Source organism: Acidovorax sp. (assembly GCF_046314175.1).
Classification (GTDB): Bacteria; Pseudomonadota; Gammaproteobacteria; order Burkholderiales; family Burkholderiaceae_C; genus Acidovorax.
The window spans coordinates 17,132-35,307 of the sequence record NZ_JBKBXG010000028.1 but is presented as its reverse complement, the minus strand read 5'-3'; the positions used below and the strand labels follow the sequence as shown (position 1 = coordinate 35,307).

The window sequence follows — 18,176 nt, the reverse complement described above, 5'->3', positions numbered from 1 at the left end:
CCCACCCCCTATGACCCCACCCACCCCACCACGTACCGTTTTGGTCACTGGCGCCGCCAAGCGCCTGGGCCGCAGCATTGCGCTGGCGTTGGCAGCGGGCGGCTGGCAGGTGGCGGTGCACTATCGATCCTCCGAGCAGGATGCTATCGATACCGTAGCCGCTTGCGCAGCACTGACAAGCGCTAGTGCCCATTTTGATGCTGATTTTGAGGACGAGACCGCCGTCCGTGGCCTGTTGCCCCGTGTGGTGGCGCACTTTGGCCGCGTGGATGCCGTGGTCAACAGCGCATCCTTGTTCGAGCATGACAACGCCGCCACCTTTGGCTTTACCGCGCTCGAAAAACACCTGCGCAGCAACACCGCCGCCCCCGTGCTGCTGGCCCAAGCGCTGCACCAGCATGTGGCCGACCGCGTTGCCCAGGGCGAGGCCGATGCGCAAGGCGCCGTCGTCAACCTGCTGGACCAGAAGCTCTGGAACCAGAACCCCGATTTTGTGAGCTACACGCTCTCCAAGGCCGCGCTCGAAGCCGCGGGCACCATGCTGGCCATCGCACTGGCGCCGCGCGTGCGCGTGGTGGGCGTGGCCCCGGGCCTCACGCTGACCAGCCACATGCTCAGCGACGAAAAATTTGCCCAGCTGCACGCACTGAGTCCACTGGGCCGCTCGTCCACCCCCGAGGACGTGGCGAGCGCGGTGAAGTTTGCGCTGGAAAACCGGTCCATCACCGGCACCACGCTGCTGGTCGATGGTGGCCAGCACCTGATGAAGTTTGACCGCGATTTCTCTTTGATGTGAGCGCACGCTCACTCCAGGACCTATTCATGACCACCGCTGCAGGCACCCAGATTCTTACACTCACCGGTTTGCGCTTTGACGCCAACCTGGGCATCCTTGACCACGAAAAGACCGCCCCCCAGCCCATCCAGGTCGATGCCGAACTGAGCCTGGGTGTGCAGCCGCTGGCCCCGCGCGACGACGACATCGGCCATGTGCTGGACTACCGGCGTGTGCGCCAGATCATCATCGACGAATGCACCGCAGAGCGTGTGAACCTGCTGGAGAGCCTGATCGGCAAGCTGGCCAACCGCCTCATGCAACTGCCCGGCGTGCGGGGCGTGCGGGTGAAGATTGCCAAACTCGAAATTTTTGACGACTGCGAAGTGGCCATTCGCATCGAGACAGGACAGTGGTGACCCCATGAGCGCAGTATTGAACGAAGCCCCAGCCTCCGCCCCATCCACTGGCTGGACGGAGGAAAGCACCGAAGCCACCAGCGGCGCCGCCCGCATGAAGATCGAGCGCGAAACCCACAAGCTCGAAAAGCGCCTGTGCCGCGAGGTCGGCAAGGCCATCGTCGACTTCAACATGATCGAAGAAGGCGACAAGGTGATGGTGTGCATGTCCGGCGGCAAAGACAGCTATGCGCTGCTGGACATCCTGCTCAAGCTCAAGGCCCGCGCGCCCATCCACTTTGACCTGGTGGCCGTGAACCTGGACCAGAAGCAGCCGGGCTTCCCCGAGCATGTGCTGCCCGAGTACCTGGCCAGCACCGGCGTGCCGTTCCACATCGAGAACGAAGACACCTACAGCATCGTCAAGAAGCTGATCCCCGAGGGCAAGACCACCTGCAGCCTGTGCAGCCGCTTGCGCCGGGGCATTTTGTACCGCGTGGCCGATGAGCTGGGCTGCACCAAGATCGCGCTGGGCCACCACCGCGACGACATCCTGCAGACGCTTCTGCTCAACATGTTCTTTGGCGGCAAGATGAAGAGCATGCCGCCCAAGCTGGTGAGCGACGACGGCAAACATGTGGTGATCCGCCCGCTGGCCTACGTGGCCGAGAAGGACACCACCCGCTGGGCTGCGCACCGCAACTTCCCCATCATTCCTTGCAACCTGTGCGGCAGCCAGGAGAACCTGCAGCGCAAGCAGGTGGGCGAGATGCTGCGCGAGTGGGAAAAGCGGTTCCCCGGCCGCGTGGAGAACATGTTCAACGCACTGCAGAAAGTGGTGCCCTCGCACTTGCTGGACGGCAGCCTGTTCGACTTCAAGAACGCCAAGGCCACGGGCGTCGCCAGCGAAGACGGCGACAAGGCGTTTGACAAGGAAGAGTTTGTGGCGCCCGCGCCTTCGTTACCAGGTGTTCAGGTGGTGCAGTTGTCGTGAACCTCGTGCGGCCGCGGGCACTCCCACAGCCTTTGCCACCTGCGTGCAGGATGGCCTGCTGACACCGACTGAGGAGCCACTGCCATGACCCGACTGACCACACCGCGCCGCTGGACGGCCGCCCTGCTGCTGAGCCTGGCCACCGCCCTGCTGGCAGGCTGCAGCACCACCCGCATCGTCGACGGGCGGGTGCAGAGTTTTTCGACACTGAATGCGCTGCCCAGCCCCGCCACCTACCGGCTGGAACGCCTGCCGTCGCAGCAAACCCCGTCGTTCGACCCCATCGCCCAGCTCGCAGAACAATCTCTGGCCCGCGCGGGCCTACAGCGCGTTGAAGCGAACCCCCGTCTGCTGGTGCAGATCGGCGTGCAGGCTGACAACGTGCCGCGCGCAGACCCGTGGGCCTACCCGTATGGGCCGTACGGGTTCTACGGCCCTTCGCCTTGGGCATTTAGCGGTGGGTTTGGTGGTGGTTGGCACGGCCGGGGTTGGGGCGTGGGCGGCATCTGGCGCATGGGTGAACCCACGCCGCTGCACCGCCGCGCCGTCAGCCTGGTCATGCGCGATGCCCAGACCCAGGCCGTGGTGTATGAGACTTCGGCCGTGCACGAGGACGTGTGGGTGAGCGACCCCGCCGTGTACGGCGTGCTGCTGGACGCAGCACTACAAGGCTTCCCCCAGCCGCCGCAAGGCCCGCGGCAGGTGCGCCTGCCCTTCACACCCGAAACGGCTGGAACGCCAGCGCACTCCCCCGCCCAGCCGGGGGTGGTGGTGCCTGCACCTGCTGCACCGGCCCGCTGATTCAACCGCTGAACCTGTCACCCAACTGCATGCACGCTACCCGCATCGTTGCCATCCGCCACGGCGAAACCGCCTGGAACGTGGACACCCGCATCCAGGGACATCTGGACATTCCCCTCAACGACACGGGCCTGTGGCAGGCCGATCAGGTCGCACAAGCGCTGGCGGGTGAGCCGATTGCCGCCATCTACACCAGCGACCTCCAGCGCGCCCACGTCACGGCGCAGGCCGTGGCACGCACCACGGGCGCGCCGTTGGTGACTGAAGTCGATCTGCGCGAGCGCAGCTTTGGTCACTTTCAGGGCCGCACGTTTGCCGAGATCGAGGCCGAACTGCCCGAAGACGCGCTGCGCTGGCGCAAGCGCGACCCGCACTACACCCCCGAGGGCGGCGAGTCGCTGGTCACGCTGCGCGAGCGCATCGAACGCATCGTCACCACCCTGGCGCAGCAGCACGTGGGCGAACAAGTGGTGATGGTGGCGCACGGCGGCGTGCTGGATGTGCTGTACCGCCTGGCCACGCGCCAGGACATCCAGGCGCCGCGCACCTGGCAGCTCGCCAACGCCGCCATCAACCGCCTGCTGTGGACACCTGACGGCCTCACGCTGGTGGGCTGGGCGGACACCAACCACCTGGACAACAACGCAGCGCGCGATGAAACCCATTCCTGAAGCACTTGCGGCCTGTATTGGCCAACGGGTGGACCTGATCGACACCCCCGCCTTGGTGGTGGACCTGGACGCCATGGACCGCAACATCCAGCGCATGGCCGACTTTGCGCGCAAGCACCAGGTGCGCTGGCGACCGCATGCCAAGCTGCACAAAAGCGCCGAAATCGCCCTGCTTCAACAGCGCGCGGGTGCCCAGGGCGTGTGCGTGCAAAAGGTGGCCGAGGCCGAGGTGCTGGCGGCCGGGGGCGTGGATGACATCACCATCACCAACCAGGTCATTGCCATGCCCAAACTGCACCGCGTGGCGCGGCTGGCCGCCCAGCTGGCGGCACGCGGCGGGCGCCTGGGCGTGGCGGTGGACCACGCCGAAGGCATCGAGCGCCTGACGGAGGCCATGGCGCAATTCGGCAGCGACGCGGGCATTGACGTGCTGGTAGAGATTGACGTGGGCCAGGGCCGCTGCGGCGTGCCCCCGGGAGAGGCGGCCGTACCCCTGGCGCAGGCCGTGGTGCGCAGCCCCCGCCTGCGGTTCGCGGGTCTGCAGGCCTACCATGGCCGGGCGCAGCACATGGCGAGCACCGTGGGCCGCAAAGAGGCCATCGCACAGGTCGTGCGCGCAGCCATCCACACGCGGCAGCTGATTGAGGAGGCGGGCATCACCGTGCCGCTGATCACCGGCTCGGGCACCGGCACGCTGGTGCACGAAGCCGCCAGCGGCGTGTTCGGCGAGCTGCAGGCGGGCTCGTTTTTGTTCATGGATGCCGACTACGCGCGCAACGAGCGCGAACCGGCGCAACCGGCGTTTGAACACGCGCTGTTCGTCAAAACCCAGGTGGTGTCGGTGCGCGACACCCATGTGGTGTGCGACGCGGGCCACAAAAGCCACGCCATCGACTCGGGCCTGCCCACAGTGGCCCTGCTGCCCGCCGACCGCGCACTGCGCTACGCCAACGGCGGCGACGAACACGGTCTGATCTACGCCGACAGCCCCAAGGCGCGCCTGCCTGCGCTGGGCCGCATGCTGTGGCTCATTCCCGGCCACTGCGACCCGACGGTGAACCTGCACGACTTTCTGATCGGCGTGCGTGGCGGGCTGGCCATGGGCACGGTGGAGCGCATCATCAGGGTTGATGCCAGAGGCGCGCTGACCTGATTGGGGCAAGAATCGGCGGACACTTTGGTGTCCTCCATGAGCCCCAGCCAGATCATCGTCCTTGCCACCCCCGTCTTCTTTGTACTGATCGCCATTGAGCTGGCGGTGGGCTACAAGCGCCAGCGCAATACCTACCGGCTGGCCGATGCGGTCAGCAGCATCAGTCTGGGCATGCTGAGCCAGACCAGCGCCGTGTTCACCCGGCTGCTGCGTATCGGCATCTACACCGCCCTGTTCGAGCACGTGGCCCTGTGGCGCAACGATGCGTTCTGGACCAGCCTGCCCGGCTGGCTGCTGGCGCTGGTGTTCTACGATTTTTGCTACTACTGGCTGCACCGCATGGGGCATGAGTCGGCCGTGTTGTGGGCTGCGCATGCGGTGCACCACCAGAGCCAGGACTACAACTTGAGTACCGCGCTGCGCCAGACCAGCTCGGGCGCGCTGCTGGGCTGGGTGTTCTATGTGCCCATGGCGCTGGCAGGCGTGCCGCCGCTGGTGTTTGCGGTGGTGGCACTTGTCGATCTGCTCTACCAGTTCTGGGTGCATACCGAACAGGTGGGGCGCCTGGGGTGGTTTGACCGCTGGTTCTGCAGCCCCAGCAACCACCGTGTGCATCACGCGGTGAATGATGCGTACCTGGACAAGAACTATGGCGGCATCCTGATTATTTGGGACCGCCTCTTCGGCACCTTCAAGGACGAAGATGACAAGGAAAAGTGCGTGTACGGCACGCGCGGCCTGCTCAACAGTTGGGACCCGCTGTGGGCCAACACCCAGGTGTATGCGGGGCTGGCGCATGACAGCTGGCACGCGCGCAGCTGGGCGGACAAGCTCAGGGTGTGGGTCAAGCCGCCGGGCTGGCGGCCTGCCGATGTGGCTGAGCGGTTTCCCAAGCCCGCCTTCAGCATGGCGCAGATGCAGCCTTACCACCCACCCATGTCGCGCGCCGTGCAGTGGTTTGCGCTGGTGCAGTTTGGGGCGCTGCTGGCGGGGGTGGCGGCATTTTTGTGGCGCGCCGATGCGGCGCCGCTGGCCCACAGCGCCATCTGGTTTGCGGTGCTGCTGGTCAGCCAATGGGCGCTGGGCGCGGTGATGCAGGGACGCATCGGCATGTTGATGGCGCTGATGCTGCAAAGCGGCGCGCTGGCCACCGCCACCAGCGCGCTGGGGTTCTTGGAATGGCACTGGTTGTTCAAGCCGCTGACGATGGCTTTTGCTATTATTTCGGTAGCTGCTAGCGCTTACCCATCAAGCGCCAGATGCCAATTTGGCTCTAAAAATCTGTTTCTTCTTGCTGCTGCATTGGGCGGATCGCTGGCGGGGGATGTGTTTCTCATGTTCCAGGGCTTCTTCATCCCGGGCCTGGTGAGTTTTCTGGTGGCGCATCTGTTTTATGTGGCGCTGTTCAAAAGCGGGCAGGCGTGGTTTGCGCACCGGGGTGCGCTGGCCGCCACGTTGGGCATTGGCATGGCGATGTACGCATTTTTATGCGCCGGCGGTTTGCCGCCCGCGCTGCGCGCGCCGGTGGCTGCCTATGTGCTGGTGATTGCGCTCATGGCCGCCCAGGCCATCGGCCGCGCTACAACACTGCGCGATGCGCCATCGTTACTGGTTGCGGTTGGCGCTGGGTTTTTCATGCTCAGCGACTCGCTGCTGGCCACCAACCGCTTTGTGACGCCCCTGCCGATGGCACAGGTGTGGGTGCTGTCTACCTACTACGCGGCGCAGGTGCTGATCGTCTGGGGCATGCTGCGGGGCATGGCGCGGATACCGGGCGATGCGAAGGCTGTGGCGCCGGTCGAAGCGGGCCGCGCTGCGCACGCGGCCAATTGCTACACCGGCGCTGACGGGCTGGTTTCCACCGCGCCGCCCGGGCTGTGAAGCAGCAGGCCACAAAGCGAAAAAACAAGCCAAAATAGCCTCTAGCGCTTGATATATAAGCGCTAACAGCTATCAAATCAGAAGCACTACGATTCTTTGCACGCGGAGGCACCCCACCGCGCGCACCTTACCGCTTCAGCGCCGGCAACGCGGTGGGCACCGGCTCCACACCCGCAGCAATCGGCTCGTCGCGCGCAATGCGCCCGTCGATCAGCTCCACCAGCCGGTCGCAGCGTGCGGCCAGGCGCGGGTCGTGCGTGACCACGACAAAACTCGTGCCCCGCTCGGCGTGAATGCGGCGCAGCAGGGCAAACACTTCGGCCGACGAGGCGGTGTCGAGGTTGCCCGTGGGTTCGTCGGCCAGCACCAGCGGCGGGTTCATGACCAGCGCGCGCGCTATGGCCACGCGCTGCTGCATGCCGCCCGACAGCTCTGCCGGGCGCTTGTCCATGGCTTGGGCCAGGCCCACGGCGTCCAGCAGGCTGCGCGCGTGATCGCGGCTAGCGGCACTGACGCGGCCTTCGGCCATGAGGGCCGGTAGCGTCACGTTCTCCAGCGCCGAGAACGCGGGCAGCAGGTGGTGGAACTGAAAGACAAACCCCAGGGTGCTGCGCCGGCGCAGGGTCAGCGCGGCATCGTCCAGGTCCTGCACCGCCTCGCCGTCCAGCAGATAGTTGCCAGTCGTCATGCGTTCGAGCAGACCCAGGATGTTGAGCAGCGTGCTTTTGCCCGAGCCCGAAGGCCCCATCAGCGCGATGAACTCGCCCCGGCGCACTTGCAGGTTGATGCCGTGCAGCACCTCGGCCTCGCTGGAGCGGCCCAGGTTGTAGCTCTTGCGCACGGCATCGAGCACGATCAGTTCGGGGGCGGCTGCGGCGTTCATCACATCCTGATGGCTTGCGCCGGGTCCAGCGCCGCTGCGCGCCGCGCGGGCGCCACGGCCGCCAGCACGCCGCACACCGAGGCAATCAGCGCAATCTGCAACGCCATGGCGGGCGCCAGGGTGATCGAAAACAGCGGCATGCCATCCGAGCCGCGCACAAAGTGGGTAAACACCCAGATCAGCGCCACCGCCAGCAGCAGGCCCAGCACCGAGCCCAGTGCCCCCACCACGGCGCCCTGCACCAAAAACACACGCAGCACCTGGCCCCGCGTGGCGCCCATGGCGCGCAAGATGCCGATCTCCCGGCCCTTTTGCACCACCGAGACCACCAGCACGCTGGCAATGCCCAGCACCACCACCGCCAACACCACGCCCCGGATGATGGAGGTGCTGATGGACTGCGCATTGAGTGCTGACACCAGCTGGGCATTGCTCTCTTGCCAGCTCTCGATCTTGTAGGGGAACTGCGTTTGCAACGCACGCGCCAGGGTCTGAGCCACCCACACGTCCTTCAAGGTCAGATCGAGCTGGCTGGCACCCCCCGGCAGCGCCAGCAGGCTTTGCGCTGCGCGCAACGGCACGATCACGGTGCGGCGGTTCAGGTCCTTCACGCCCAGGTCCACCAGGGCGGTGACGCGCACCGAATCACTCACCGTGCCGCCCGCGCCGCTGGTCTGCACCGTGAGGCGGTCTCCCACGCGCACGCCCAGGTCAGAGGCCAGCTCGCGCCCCACGATGGCCTCGCCCGGTGACAACCGCGCCGTGCCACTGACCACCTTGGAGCGCAGCCCCACCACGCGGTCATAGCGGTCCAGGTCCACGCCCATCAGGGCAATGGCCTGCGATGCCTCGCCGCGCAGCGCCAAGCCTGAGCCGGACACCATGGGCGACACCCCGGCGACTTCGGGCAAGCGCTCCAGCAGCGGCACCAGCGCCTGCCAGTTGGCCACGGACCGCAGGCGCTGGGCGCGCGGTTGGGTTTCGGTCAGCGCGGCAGTGCCGGGCAAGGCAGGGGCTGCCGGTATGACCAGGTCGTCCGGCGCCCGCAGGGTGATGTGCGCCTGGGCGCCCAGTGTTTTGGCCAGGGTGTTCGATTGCAGCCCGCTGATCAGCGACGAGATGTAGGCAATGACCGCCACACCTGCCGCCACGCCCACGATGATGAGCACGGTCTGCATGCGCCCCTCGCGCAAAAAGCGCAGCGCCACACGCAACTCAAACCCGGGCCAGATCCGCATGACAGCGCGCTCAGCGGCCCATGGCGTTGGTCAGGGCAGCGCCTGCATCGGCACCCGGCCCTTTGCCCCGAGAAGAGGGTCCGGGTGCCGCCACGCCTGCACTCCACTCCACCGTGCGGGCACGCACGCGGTCGCCCGCCTGCACGGCGCCACCACGCAGCACGGTGTCGCCCTCAGCCAGACCGTCCAGTACCTCCACTGCGTCCAGTGTGCGCAGCCCCAGCCGCACGGGGCGGGTCTGGGCGCGCCCCTCTTGCAGCACCAGCACCGTCGCCTGGTCGCCCTCCACCGGGCCGCGCAGAGCCGCCTGGGGCAGTACCAGGGCACGCTCGCGCCGCGCGGTCTCTACCTCTACCGACAAGGTCATGTCCTCGCGCAGATAGGCAGGCGCCTGCTGCTCCAGCGCAAATTTCACCTCGATGGCGCCGCGCTGGGCATCCACCGAGGGGGCGATGGTGAGCACACGCGCTGCAAAGCGCTGGCCTGCAAAGGCATCGGCCACCACCGAGGCCTTTTGGCCCGGCAGCAACTGGTCCAGAAAACGTTCGTCCACCTGGGCCACCAGCTGGGTGGGCCCGGCCAGCGCCAGGCTGAGCAAGGCCTTGCCAGGCTGCACGATCTGCCCGGGCTCGACGTCGCGCACCAGCACGCGGGCATCGGCCGGGGCCACCAGCGTGGTCTGTGCCAGGCGGGCCTGGGCTGCCATCGTGGCCGCCTGGGCCACTACCAGCTGCGCCTGTGCCTGGACTACATCGGTGCCGGCGTCGGCGTTGGCCTGGACCTGCGCCTGCGCGCTCAACTGCTGCGCCCGGGCCACATCGACGGCGCGCTGCGCCTCATCGAGCTGCGCGGCGCTGTAGAACCCCTGGGCCACCAGCTGCCGCACCCGCACCAGGCTGGCGCTGGCTGCCAGCACGGTGGCATCGGCCTGCGCGCGCGCTGCCTGTGCAACGCTACGGCCGCTGCTGCGCAGGCCCACCAGGCGAGACTGCGCCTGGCGCTCGGCCGCCACGGCCTGCGCCAGGGCCGCCCGCAGCTCGTCCGACTCCAGCGTCACCAGCACATCCCCCTGGCGCACCTGCGCGCCTTCTGCCACCCGAACGGCGGCCACACGCCCGGTGACCGTGCTGCCCACCTCCACGCGCGACAGCGTGGCCACGCGGGCCGAGAACTGCAGGGTACGCACCAGCGGCGCAAACTGCACCACCACGCCATCCACTTGCGTGCCGCGCAGTGCCAACATGCTGGCACCGACGGCAGCCAGCAACACGACACCCAGCGCCAGGGCCATCCAGCGGCGCTTCACAGGGAACTCCTCAGCGCCATAACGACCCCTTTTATTCTGAAAAAAGCCCCCCCGCAGCCTGCGGGGGAGTGACACCCAGGTGCCGGTAGGCCGCCAGCGTGGCAATGCGCCCGCGCGTTGTGCGCTGCAGATAGCCTTGTTGGATGAGATAGGGCTCGATCACGTCCTCGATGGTGCCGGCCTCTTCGCCAATGCTGGCGGCAATGTTGTCCAGGCCCACGGGGCCGCCGTCAAAACGGTGGATCAACGCCTCCAGCAGCTTGCGGTCCATCACGTCAAAGCCCTGTGGGTCCACATCCAGCATGGCCAGCGCCTTGTCGGCAATGGCTTTGGTGATCCGGCCATCGCCCTTGACCTCGGCGTAATCGCGCACGCGCCGCAGCAGCCGGTTGGCAATGCGCGGCGTGCCGCGCGAGCGCCGCGCCAGCTCAAAGCCGCCCGCTTCGTCCATGGGCGTGCCCAGCAAACCGGCGCTTCGGGTAACGATGCGCGCCAGCTCTTCGGCTGTGTAGAACTCCAGCCGCGCCACGATGCCAAAGCGGTCGCGCAGCGGGTTGGTGAGCATGCCCGCACGTGTGGTGGCGCCGACCAGCGTGAAGGGCTGCAGGTCGAGCTTGATGCTGCGCGCGGCAGGCCCCTCGCCGATCATGATGTCGATCTGGTAGTCCTCCAGCGCGGGGTAGAGAATTTCCTCCACCACAGGCGACAGGCGGTGGATCTCGTCGATGAAAAGAACGTCGTTCTTTTCGAGATTGGTCAGCAGCGCCGCCAGGTCTTTGGGCTTTTCGAGCACAGGGCCACTGGTCTGGCGCAGGTTGACACCCAGCTCGGCCGCAATGATGTGGCTCAGCGTGGTCTTGCCCAGGCCCGGCGGTCCGAACAGCAGCACATGGTCCAGCGCCTCGCCGCGCTTCTTGGCCGCACCGATGAAGATCTCCAGCTGCTCCCGCGCCTTGGCCTGGCCCACGTATTCCTGCAGGAGCTTAGGGCGCAGGGCGCGTTCGATCGCCTCTTCCTGGGGCGATGCGGGGGCTGCTGAGATGACGCGTTTGGTGGGGGCGGGGGCGAAGTCGTCGGTTTGGATGGTCATTCGGTCGGGCAAATGGGACGGCAGTGCCAGCGCTCTACTGAGCGGTCCATGCAAAGTACATAGGACCTTCGTACTGGAAGTCCTTGTGCACCTGGATCACGAAATCACGCTCTGCGGCATTGATAGTGTAGAAATGCGCCCCCGTTTTGGCGTTGTAGAAGCGGTAGATGGGGGACGCGCCATTGCCCGCGCCGGTCTGGGCATACCAACTCACCACCTCGTACTTGAAGTCGGGATAGTTTGTGATGACGAAATCGCGCTCTGCCACGCTGCCGGAGTAGAAGTGCGCACCCGACTTTGCGTTGTAGAAGCGGAATACGGGGTCCTTGCCAGAGCTGGAATCTGCATAGGCATAAAAAGCGATGTTCTCGTACGCAAACTCAGGGAAAGTTTGAACTACAAAATCCCGCTCGGCCGCACTGGCTGTGTAGAAGTGTGCGCCTGTCTTTCCGTTGTAAAACCGGTATACCGCCGTGCGTGCTGCAGAAGCCGCCCCGGGCGCGAGCCAGTTCTTCAGCGCTGCGTTGTATGCCACATCGAGGCGGCCGTAGTAATCCGACGAGGAACGGTTGGTGCAGACGGCGGACCCACCAAACAGAGTGCCCGTCACCCTGCCAGCCCGGAAGACTGCTGAACCGCTGCTGCCACCTTCGGTCGTTCCCTGGCTCCAGGTGACTCGGTAAAAATTGCCGGTGGTACCACTGCAAGAGAACTGTGTAGCAGAAATGGTGGCACAGCTTGACTGCCCGACAACAGTGCCCATGCTCAGCTTGAGGAGGTCACCCCGTGGGTGGTGCAGGCCGATGATTGATGATCCGGCCGAAATAGTCGACACGTCCCAGCCCGCAAACAATGCGCCCGCGGGCGGAGCGTCATTGAGTTGCATAAACGAAATGTCTGTATCTGCGCTGGCATAAAGCAGACGCGCCCCGCCCACTTTCCTGATGGATGAGCTTTGCAAAGAGCCGCTGTTGCAGCTCGATGATCTGAAAAACCAATTCGTCTGCAGCGTCGAAGCCACGGTTTGCTCCGAAATGCAGTGGTTGGCGCTCAGAAAGTACGGGGTGCCGGAAGAATTGGCGTCGTTTAACAGAGTCCCGGTGCACAGAAAAGAAGAGGCCCCCTTCACAAAAACCATGCGTGCTACAGCGTTGCGCTCACTGGCACCATCGTTGTAGCAGGTGGCATCAAGGTTGCACAGGTCTGCATCGCCGATGTCCTTGACCTCTAGCCGCTGGACCGCCGCCAGTTCGTCCTCGCTGGGCAACGATAAATTCTCGAAGATATGTGACAACTGAGGCACCGAAATACGCAGCGCGCTCACCGGCACGCCAGGCGGCAACTCGACCTCCAGCGTTGCCTCGCCTTCGCCTGTGTCGGGGGTCCACCAGGTGCGGGTGGCCTCGCTGCGGTCGCCAGCAGCTTGGTTTCGCTCAATCATCTGCAGAATTTCCTGCCCAGCGACCTGATAGGGTTTGCCCACAGCAGACTGTGCATACACGCGCAGCAGGGCACTACCAGGCAACTGGTCCACCAGCACGCCCAGGCGCACGCCGTAAGCGCCCTTTGCGCTGAAACTGATCGCTGCCACTTTACCGCCCGAAGCAGCATCTTTCCACTGCAACTGCGTCCCGGTAGCAGAAACGCTCTTGGTGGCCTCGACAGCTCGGCCCACGCCCACCAGACGCGGACCGACAGTGGGTGCCGCCTCTGCAATTTTGGCCTGGGCAAGCTCCCCCAGGCTAACAACAGCAGCCCGAGGCGCCGCATCTGCGCTTCGCGACTTGATGCTCGCCACACCCTGGTCCGCACTGGCAGGCTGCACCCAGCGATCCACCTTGGTGACCAGCGGCGCCGGGCTGGATGCGGGTGTGCCGCCTTCCTGGCTGCCGCCACCGCACCCGACCAACAGTGCGGCCACTGCCGCAACGATCCCGCCCCATCGGGCCACAAAACTACGCGTCATTTTTCTTCTCCAGTGCCCATGGCAAGGCGCCTATAAATGTTTGAGAAAGATTCTTCACCCTTGAAAGCCGGGTGGATGCTACTTCGCCAACGCCTTCAACGCCAGCTTAATACCGTCGCTCACACCCACGTCTGGCGGCAATGCCTTAAGCGCCGCCGCCGCCTCCTTGTCGTTGTAACCAAGCGCCAGCAGGGCCTGCAGGATGTCTGCCTGTGCATCGCTGTGCGCAGCGCCCTGGGGGACACCGATGTCCGCGCCCAGCTTGCCCTTGAGTTCCAGCAGCAGCCGCTCGGCCGTCTTCTTGCCGATGCCCGGCACTTTGACCAGGCGCCCGGCCTCCTGCAGCGTGATCGCCTGAGCGAGGTCGCCTACGCCCATGCCGCTCAGCACGGACAACGCGGTGCGCGGCCCCACGCCTGATATCTTGATGAGTTCACGAAACGCCTGCCGCTCGGGCGCGGTAGCAAAGCCATACAGCAGCTGCGCGTCTTCGCGCACGATGAACTGGGTGAGCAGGCTGACCCGCTCGCCCAAGGCTGGCAGGTTGTAAAACGTGCTCATGGGCACATATACCTCGTAGCCAACGCCCTGGCAGTCCACCAGCACCTCCGGGGGGTTCTTCTCCAGCAGGGTGCCGGTCAATTTGCCTATCATGGGTGTCCTTTGTCGGCGGCTGCACAGGGTGCAGCGCCGTTTCCTTGCCGTGTTCTCGATTGCCAAACTGGAATTATCCGCGTGATCCTGCGCCACACCTTCACCCCCCACAACAACACCCGCCTCACCAACCTGTGTGGCCCGGCCGACGCGCACCTGCGCACCATTGAAGTGGCCCTGTCGGTGAGCATTGCGCACCGGCACGAGCAGTTCAAGGTAGACGGCCCCAAGGCCAAGGCCACGCAGGCGATGGAGCTGCTGCAGGCGCTGTACGAGATGGCCGAGCGCCCGATCACCGAGGATTACATCCAGCTGATGCTGGCGGGCGACAGCGAGCTGCTGCAGGCGCCCGACGACGCGATCATTCTCAACACCCGCCGCGCCGATCTGCGCGGGCGCACGCCCACACAGAACCTGTACCTGCAGAACATTGCCTCCCACGACATCACGTTCGGCATCGGCCCCGCCGGCACGGGCAAGACCTATCTGGCGGTGGCCTGTGCGGTGGATGCACTGGAACGCAGTACCGTGCAGCGCATCGTGCTAACCCGCCCCGCAGTCGAAGCAGGCGAACGGCTGGGCTTTTTGCCGGGCGACCTGGCGCAAAAGGTGGACCCGTACCTGCGCCCGCTGTACGACGCGCTGTATGAACTAATGGGCCATGACAAGGTGCAAAAGGCGTTCGAGCGCAATGCGATCGAGATCGCGCCGCTGGCCTTCATGCGCGGGCGCACGCTGAACAATGCGTTTGTGATCCTCGACGAAGCGCAAAACACCACGCCCGAGCAGATGAAGATGTTCCTTACCCGCATCGGCTTTGGCGCGCGCGCCGTCGTCACGGGTGACGTGAGCCAGGTGGACCTGCCCAAAGGCGCGATGAGCGGGCTGGTCGATGCAGAACGCGTGTTGAAGCGCGTCAAAGGCATCGCCATCACCCGCTTTACCAGCGCAGACGTGGTGCGCCACCCGCTGGTCGCGCGCATTGTGGACGCCTACGACGCGCCGCGACGAGCAACACCGGCACGTAGCTGACCCAACCACTCATAAATTAATAGCTACTAGCGCTTATGGATAAAGCGCTAGAAGCCAAAAAGACCAGAAATGTCTCTCCAACAACTGTCTCTGTCACTGCAGTTTGGTCGTTTTGCTGACGCAGCCGCCCACCGCGCCGTACTGCCGCGCCACAAGGTCACGCGCTGGATTCGCCACGCACTTGCCACTGACGCGGAGATCACCGTGCGCATCGTGGGCGCCGAAGAAGGCCAGCAGCTGAACCGCGACTTTCGCAAGAAAGACTACGCGACCAACGTGCTCACCTTCGATTACACCCAGGAGCCCGTGGTGACGGCCGATCTGGTGTTGTGCGCCCCGGTGATCGAACGTGAGGCCCTGGAGCAAAACAAAAGCCTGGAAGAACACTACGCCCACATGCTGGTGCACGGCGCATTGCACGCCCAGGGCTGGGACCACGAAACCAGCACCGCCGATGCCGACGAGATGGAAGCCTATGAGACGGACATCATGAAAGGGCTGGGGTTCGCTGACCCCTACTCCAAGTAAGCACCTGCTTACTCGATAGTCCCTGCTGCGCCTGGGTGCGGGTTGGCGGCCCGCCCCCAAGCTACAGCCCTATTCCTTGCGCTCAATCCGGCGATTGATGCGCAGTGCCACCAGCGTGCACACCACGCCCGACAGCAGGTACAACGACACAGCGCCCAACCCAAACTTGGCGGACAGTGCCAACGCGACCAGTGGGGCAAACCCGGCGCCTACCAGCCAAGCCAAGTCAGCCGACAGCGCCGCCCCGGTGTAGCGGTACTGCGGCGAGAAGTTCGCCGTCACCGTGCCCGACGCCTGCCCGTACGATAGGCCCAGCAGCACAAAGCTCACCAACAGAAAAATGTTGTTGCCCACCTGGCCCGCGCCCAGCAGCCACGGCGTCACCAAGCTGAACGCACCGATAAACAGCGCCATGGTGCCCAGCAGGTTGCGGCGACCCACGCGGTCGGCCAGCCAGCCCGACACCATGATGGCGCCAGCGGCCAGCAACGCGCCGACGATCTGTACGTTCAGCACCTCGGTGATGGACTGCTCGGAATACATAGCGATCCACGACAGCGGAAACACCGTGGCCAGGTGGAACAGCGCAAAACTGGCCAGGGCAGCAAAGGCCCCCAGCAGCACATTGCGGCCCTCATCGCGCATGACGCGGGTCACGCCCACGGGTTGCAGCTCCAATTGCTGCAGCAGCTCAGCGTACGACTGGCCCACCACCAGGCGCAGGCGGGCGAACAGGGCCACTACGTTGATGGCAAACGCCACAAAAAACGGATAGCGCCAGCCCCAGTCCAGAAACTCGGTCACGCTCAGGCTGCTGTATAGGTAGGCAAACAGGCTGGCCGCCAGCACAAACCCGATGGGCGCCCCCAGCTGGCCAATCATGGCAAACCACCCGCGGCGCTCCTTGGGTGCGCTCAGTGCCAAAAGCGACGGCAGGCCGTCCCACGACCCACCCAGCGCCAAGCCTTGACCCACCCGCAAGACGACCAGCGCCACGATGGCGGCGGTGCCCGCAGCGGCATAGCTGGGCAAAAACGCCATGCCCGCCGTGCTGGCCCCGAGCAGGAACAGCGCCAGCGTCAACTTGGTGCCGCGGCCCCAGCGCCGCTGTACAGCCATTGATATGGCAGTACCGAACGGGCGCGCAACAAACGCAACGGAAAAGATGGCAAAAGCCGCCAACGTGCCATCCAACCGCGACAAAAACGGGAACAGCAGCGACGGAAACACCAGCACGCTGGCAATACCGAACACAAAAAAGTCGAAATATTCAGAGGACCGCCCAATGATCACCCCGACCGCGATCTCACCGGGGGTGACATCCTCGTCGGTGTGCGCCCGTGCAAGCGACCCTTCACCCTCAAAACCTGGCGCAGCCAGCGCCGCAGAACCTTGGCCAACCATATTGACATTCCTCAATTGAAAACCTGACCACTGTTCTACCTTGTGCGTCGCACCATCACAAGTGCGCTTTCGCTAACAAAGCGCGTAGGAAAACCCTGATAGCGCCCCTTTTGGGTCCCCCAAAAGCCATGGGATACCCCATGACAGCGCGCAGTCAGCGCCGCAGTCACCTGAAACGCACTTACCCACCCTGAACTGCCCCAAAACCTGCAAAAGTTTGATCTTGGACAAAATGTCCAATCGACAAATTTGTATGGGCTACTACAGTGCGGTGGTCGAGTCATTCGCGTTTACACCTAAAGCGCTTTCAGGCGCGCCCCTAGCATGTACCACATCAAGGAACCCCGCAGGCTCGTCGGGCTTGCAGCAGCCACTGCCCTGTTCGCTGGATTACTCACCGGCTGCAGCAAGGCTGTCGTGCTCAACCCGGCTGGCGATGTCGCCGCCCAGCAAGGCCAGCTGGTCATCACCGCCACGCTACTGATGCTGCTGATCATCGTGCCGGTGATCGCTCTCACTTTGTGGTTTGCGTGGAAATACCGCCAGAACAATGCCGCCAACACCGAGGCCGACTACGACCCCGAGTGGCACCACTCCACAACGCTGGAGCTGGTGATCTGGACCGTGCCGCTGCTCATCATCATCGCCCTGGGCGCCATCACCTGGATCGCCACCCACAAGCTCGACCCCTACCGCCCGCTGGACCGCATTGATGCCCAGCGCCCGGTGCCTGCCCACGTCAAACCCCTGGTGGTGCAAGTGGTCGCAATGGACTGGAAGTGGATGTTCTTCTACCCCGAACAAGGCATTGCCACCGTGAACGAAGTGGCCGCCCCGGTAGACCGCCCCATTTTGTTCAAGCTGACGGCAACCTCCACCATGAACGCGTTCTACGTACCCGACCTGGCCGGCATGATCTACGCCATGCCCGGCATGCAGACCGAGCTGAACGCGGTGATCAACAAGCCCGGCGTGTTCAAGGGCATGTCCTCGCACTACAGCGGTGCGGGCTTCTCGGGCATGACGTTCAAGTTCCATGGACTGAGCGATAGCGACTTTGAACAATGGGTGCAAAAGGCCAAGACCGAAGGCAAGCCTCTGGACAAAGACACCTACCTGAACCTCGTCAAACCCAGCGCACGACACCCCGTGCAGCACTTTGCCTCTGTGGATGAAGGCCTGTACGACAAGGTGCTCAACCGCTGCGTCGAAGATGGAAAAATGTGTATGCACCACATGATGGCCATTGACGCCAGCGGTGGCGACGCCTACGTGCGCGCCGTGGGCCTGAACCTGCCGCAGGACTGGTGCACGGTACAGAACGCCACCCAGGTGGTGGCCGAGCTCGAACTTCGCAACGCACCGGACCCAACGTCCGGCGCCAGCATTCGCCAGTGAGCAT

General features: G+C 64.8%; 17 protein-coding genes. 10 read left to right on the top strand and 7 right to left on the bottom strand.

Annotated features, from left to right (window positions below):
• The first annotated feature begins 10 nt into the window (after window positions 1–10).
• The 7 genes from ACK4OE_RS10165 to ACK4OE_RS10135 all read left to right on the top strand — a co-directional run bounded on the left by ACK4OE_RS10165 (window position 11) and on the right by ACK4OE_RS10135 (window position 6,673).
• A complete protein-coding gene (locus ACK4OE_RS10165) occupies window positions 11–796 on the top strand; it encodes an SDR family oxidoreductase (protein WP_409884697.1) in 786 nt (261 codons plus the stop codon).
• 26 nt (window positions 797–822) lie between these two features.
• The gene (locus tag ACK4OE_RS10160; protein ID WP_409884696.1) at window positions 823–1,194 is read left to right on the top strand and encodes a dihydroneopterin aldolase; all 372 of its coding nucleotides are present in this window, start codon (window positions 823–825) and stop codon (window positions 1,192–1,194) included.
• A 4-nt stretch (window positions 1,195–1,198) separates the two neighbouring features.
• Complete coding sequence (gene ttcA / locus ACK4OE_RS10155; RefSeq protein WP_409884695.1) at window positions 1,199–2,167, top strand: tRNA 2-thiocytidine(32) synthetase TtcA; 969 nt, start codon at window positions 1,199–1,201, stop codon at window positions 2,165–2,167.
• Window positions 2,168–2,251: 84 nt separating this feature from the next.
• Complete coding sequence (locus ACK4OE_RS10150) at window positions 2,252–2,968, top strand: DUF4136 domain-containing protein (RefSeq protein ID WP_409884694.1); 717 nt, start codon at window positions 2,252–2,254, stop codon at window positions 2,966–2,968.
• 29 nt (window positions 2,969–2,997) lie between these two features.
• A complete protein-coding gene (locus ACK4OE_RS10145; RefSeq protein WP_409884693.1) occupies window positions 2,998–3,639 on the top strand; it encodes a histidine phosphatase family protein in 642 nt (213 codons plus the stop codon).
• On the top strand, window positions 3,623–4,792 hold the full coding sequence (locus ACK4OE_RS10140; RefSeq protein WP_409884692.1) for a DSD1 family PLP-dependent enzyme: 1,170 nt from the start codon (window positions 3,623–3,625) through the stop codon (window positions 4,790–4,792). Before ACK4OE_RS10145 ends, ACK4OE_RS10140 begins: the two co-directional genes overlap by 17 nt.
• A 36-nt stretch (window positions 4,793–4,828) precedes the next feature.
• A complete protein-coding gene (locus ACK4OE_RS10135; RefSeq protein WP_409884691.1) occupies window positions 4,829–6,673 on the top strand; it encodes a lysoplasmalogenase family protein in 1,845 nt (614 codons plus the stop codon).
• 127 nt (window positions 6,674–6,800) lie between these two features.
• Here the strand turns inward: ACK4OE_RS10135 and ACK4OE_RS10130 are convergent, their stop codons facing one another.
• The 6 genes from ACK4OE_RS10130 to ruvA all read right to left on the bottom strand — a co-directional run bounded on the left by ACK4OE_RS10130 (window position 6,801) and on the right by ruvA (window position 13,810).
• Window positions 6,801–7,556, bottom strand: coding sequence for an ABC transporter ATP-binding protein (locus ACK4OE_RS10130; RefSeq protein ID WP_409884690.1), 756 nt, complete (start codon window positions 7,554–7,556; stop codon window positions 6,801–6,803).
• Window positions 7,556–8,794, bottom strand: coding sequence for an ABC transporter permease (locus ACK4OE_RS10125; RefSeq protein ID WP_409884689.1), 1,239 nt, complete (start codon window positions 8,792–8,794; stop codon window positions 7,556–7,558). The genes ACK4OE_RS10130 and ACK4OE_RS10125 overlap by 1 nt, the downstream gene beginning before the upstream one ends.
• A 10-nt stretch (window positions 8,795–8,804) precedes the next feature.
• Entirely contained in the window at window positions 8,805–10,100 is a 1,296-nt protein-coding gene (locus tag ACK4OE_RS10120) for an efflux RND transporter periplasmic adaptor subunit (protein ID WP_409884688.1), read from the bottom strand.
• A gap of 31 nt (window positions 10,101–10,131) precedes the next feature.
• On the bottom strand, window positions 10,132–11,190 hold the full coding sequence (gene ruvB, locus ACK4OE_RS10115) for a Holliday junction branch migration DNA helicase RuvB (protein ID WP_409884687.1): 1,059 nt from the start codon (window positions 11,188–11,190) through the stop codon (window positions 10,132–10,134).
• A 34-nt stretch (window positions 11,191–11,224) separates the two neighbouring features.
• Window positions 11,225–13,015, bottom strand: coding sequence for a trypsin-like peptidase domain-containing protein (locus ACK4OE_RS10110; protein WP_409884686.1), 1,791 nt, complete (start codon window positions 13,013–13,015; stop codon window positions 11,225–11,227).
• Window positions 13,016–13,234: 219 nt separating this feature from the next.
• Window positions 13,235–13,810 (bottom strand): Holliday junction branch migration protein RuvA, encoded by a 576-nt coding sequence (gene ruvA, locus ACK4OE_RS10105; protein WP_409884685.1) that lies wholly within the window; start codon window positions 13,808–13,810, stop codon window positions 13,235–13,237.
• A gap of 81 nt (window positions 13,811–13,891) precedes the next feature.
• Here ruvA and ACK4OE_RS10100 point away from each other — a divergent pair, with 81 nt between their 5' ends.
• Complete coding sequence (locus ACK4OE_RS10100; RefSeq protein WP_409884684.1) at window positions 13,892–14,842, top strand: PhoH family protein; 951 nt, start codon at window positions 13,892–13,894, stop codon at window positions 14,840–14,842.
• Window positions 14,843–14,911: 69 nt separating this feature from the next.
• A complete protein-coding gene (gene ybeY, locus ACK4OE_RS10095) occupies window positions 14,912–15,370 on the top strand; it encodes an rRNA maturation RNase YbeY (protein ID WP_409884683.1) in 459 nt (152 codons plus the stop codon).
• A 69-nt stretch (window positions 15,371–15,439) separates the two neighbouring features.
• Here the strand turns inward: ybeY and ACK4OE_RS10090 are convergent, their stop codons facing one another.
• Window positions 15,440–16,774, bottom strand: coding sequence for an MFS transporter (locus ACK4OE_RS10090; RefSeq protein ID WP_409884682.1), 1,335 nt, complete (start codon window positions 16,772–16,774; stop codon window positions 15,440–15,442).
• A 324-nt stretch (window positions 16,775–17,098) separates the two neighbouring features.
• Here ACK4OE_RS10090 and cyoA point away from each other — a divergent pair, with 324 nt between their 5' ends.
• Window positions 17,099–18,172: a ubiquinol oxidase subunit II gene (gene cyoA / locus ACK4OE_RS10085; protein ID WP_409884681.1), complete on the top strand. Its 1,074-nt coding sequence runs from the start codon at window positions 17,099–17,101 to the stop codon at window positions 18,170–18,172.
• Window positions 18,173–18,176: the final 4 nt, after the last annotated feature.

Coding starts and splice junctions, on each gene's coding strand:
- ACK4OE_RS10165 (WP_409884697.1), top strand. CDS start 11: ATGACCCCACCCACCCCACCACGTACCGTTTTGGTCACTGGCGCCGCC.
- ACK4OE_RS10160 (WP_409884696.1), top strand. CDS start 823: ATGACCACCGCTGCAGGCACCCAGATTCTTACACTCACCGGTTTGCGC.
- ttcA (WP_409884695.1), top strand. CDS start 1,199: ATGAGCGCAGTATTGAACGAAGCCCCAGCCTCCGCCCCATCCACTGGC.
- ACK4OE_RS10150 (WP_409884694.1), top strand. CDS start 2,252: ATGACCCGACTGACCACACCGCGCCGCTGGACGGCCGCCCTGCTGCTG.
- ACK4OE_RS10145 (WP_409884693.1), top strand. CDS start 2,998: ATGCACGCTACCCGCATCGTTGCCATCCGCCACGGCGAAACCGCCTGG.
- ACK4OE_RS10140 (WP_409884692.1), top strand. CDS start 3,623: ATGAAACCCATTCCTGAAGCACTTGCGGCCTGTATTGGCCAACGGGTG.
- ACK4OE_RS10135 (WP_409884691.1), top strand. CDS start 4,829: ATGAGCCCCAGCCAGATCATCGTCCTTGCCACCCCCGTCTTCTTTGTA.
- ACK4OE_RS10130 (WP_409884690.1), bottom strand. CDS start 7,556: ATGAACGCCGCAGCCGCCCCCGAACTGATCGTGCTCGATGCCGTGCGC.
- ACK4OE_RS10125 (WP_409884689.1), bottom strand. CDS start 8,794: ATGCGGATCTGGCCCGGGTTTGAGTTGCGTGTGGCGCTGCGCTTTTTG.
- ruvB (WP_409884687.1), bottom strand. CDS start 11,190: ATGACCATCCAAACCGACGACTTCGCCCCCGCCCCCACCAAACGCGTC.
- ruvA (WP_409884685.1), bottom strand. CDS start 13,810: ATGATAGGCAAATTGACCGGCACCCTGCTGGAGAAGAACCCCCCGGAG.
- ybeY (WP_409884683.1), top strand. CDS start 14,912: ATGTCTCTCCAACAACTGTCTCTGTCACTGCAGTTTGGTCGTTTTGCT.
- ACK4OE_RS10090 (WP_409884682.1), bottom strand. CDS start 16,774: ATGGTTGGCCAAGGTTCTGCGGCGCTGGCTGCGCCAGGTTTTGAGGGT.
- cyoA (WP_409884681.1), top strand. CDS start 17,099: ATGTACCACATCAAGGAACCCCGCAGGCTCGTCGGGCTTGCAGCAGCC.